Genomic DNA, 1,163 nt, shown 5'->3' with positions numbered 1-1,163 from the left:
GGGACGGCCTGCACACCCACGACAAGGCCGTGCGGGGTGCAGCATGAGCGATGACCTGATCCGAAAACAATTTGAAGATGCCTTCAGCGCTAATTTTCCTTGCACCTACAAGGCAGCAAAGGCTGGCGACTCCAAGGCGCATGGAGACATGTCCTGTGCCTGGTGGGGATGGCAATCATCGTGCGATCACGCCAAAGATCAGGACGCGAGTCTGCGAAAAGCCTTGGCTGATTGCGTCACGTTTCTGGAGCGCGAGTTGCTGCAGAAATTTGGGACCCAGGCACCGAAAAACATGCACCCAGAAACGTATCGCGTTTACTGCCGGGACATGACTGAGATGGCCAAATTCCGAGCCTTCATGACTGGTGAGGTCGGGCTATGAGCATTCAAAAATGGATCAAGCGAAACAACCGAAAAAATCCAAAGCTCGTGCGCTCAGAAGGCATTAACCACTACATCGTGTACTTCGACAAGGGTAAGGCTCGCGTCGGGATCGTCCAGGACGGCATGTATGCCCGATACGGGATCATCTGCTACGGCGCCATGCCAAACACCGACCCGTTCCACTGCTGGCAGGCATCCCCCGGGGCTTGCAACGAAGACGATGTGAAGGTCATGACCGACTACCTGAATGGGGTCAGCGAGCTTCCAGATTTCGATTTTGCATCGCTGAAGGGGGTGCGGCCATGAGCGAGGTGCATCGCTACAAAGCCGTAAATCTTCTTTCCGAAGACGGCAACCGAATCGCCTACAAGCCGCATGGTCCTGATGTTGTAAAGGCTTCCGATTACGAACAGCTCAAGGTCGAGAATGAAGCTCTACGCAAGGATCTGGATTTGCACAAGCGCATGCTGCTGGCAGCCGCCTGTGACATTGGCGCTATCGGCGAGGCCTTGGGAGCCGACATGGACGATGACGGGAGCGCTATTGAGGGCCTGGCGCAGGAGATGGCCAAAGACGCCGAGCGTCTGGACTTCCTGGAGTCTCTGGCTCGGTCTTCCTACACCGGCGCAAGCATCGTAAAAGGCGAGGCCAAAAAGTCGCTGGAGGTCATGTGGTTCCACAACCGAGCCGGAGCAATGCCGAGCCTGCGTGAGGCTATCGACGCGGCCAAGGAGCGCGGCCAATGAGCATGGAACTGATGGTCAAGGCCATGAAGACCA

Annotated in this window: 3 protein-coding genes; all 3 read left to right on the top strand. The window is 56.5% G+C overall.

Annotation, left to right across the window (positions count from 1 at the left end):
• Positions 1 to 43: 43 nt before the first annotated feature.
• From L6D64_RS28130 to L6D64_RS28120, 3 genes are read left to right on the top strand one after another with little or no spacing between them, the layout of a single operon-like run.
• Positions 44 to 382, top strand: coding sequence for a hypothetical protein (locus tag L6D64_RS28130; protein WP_176510296.1), 339 nt, complete (start codon positions 44 to 46; stop codon positions 380 to 382).
• Positions 379 to 690, top strand: coding sequence for a hypothetical protein (locus tag L6D64_RS28125; protein WP_176510295.1), 312 nt, complete (start codon positions 379 to 381; stop codon positions 688 to 690). Before L6D64_RS28130 ends, L6D64_RS28125 begins: the two co-directional genes overlap by 4 nt.
• Positions 687 to 1,130, top strand: coding sequence for a hypothetical protein (locus L6D64_RS28120; RefSeq protein WP_176510294.1), 444 nt, complete (start codon positions 687 to 689; stop codon positions 1,128 to 1,130). Before L6D64_RS28125 ends, L6D64_RS28120 begins: the two co-directional genes overlap by 4 nt.
• The last annotated feature ends 33 nt before the right edge of the window (positions 1,131 to 1,163 follow it).

Origin of the sequence: Pseudomonas urethralis, assembly GCF_021602465.1 — a bacterium.
In the GTDB taxonomy this organism is placed as follows: domain Bacteria; phylum Pseudomonadota; class Gammaproteobacteria; order Pseudomonadales; family Pseudomonadaceae; genus Aquipseudomonas; species Aquipseudomonas vlassakiae.
This window is presented reverse-complemented; position numbering and strand designations above follow the sequence as displayed.

Bases quoted from the DNA above. Each gene is read 5' to 3' on its own strand.
- L6D64_RS28120 (WP_176510294.1), top strand. From the start codon at position 687: ATGAGCGAGGTGCATCGCTACAAAGCCGTAAATCTTCTTTCCGAAGAC.
- L6D64_RS28130 (WP_176510296.1), top strand. From the start codon at position 44: ATGAGCGATGACCTGATCCGAAAACAATTTGAAGATGCCTTCAGCGCT.
- L6D64_RS28125 (WP_176510295.1), top strand. From the start codon at position 379: ATGAGCATTCAAAAATGGATCAAGCGAAACAACCGAAAAAATCCAAAG.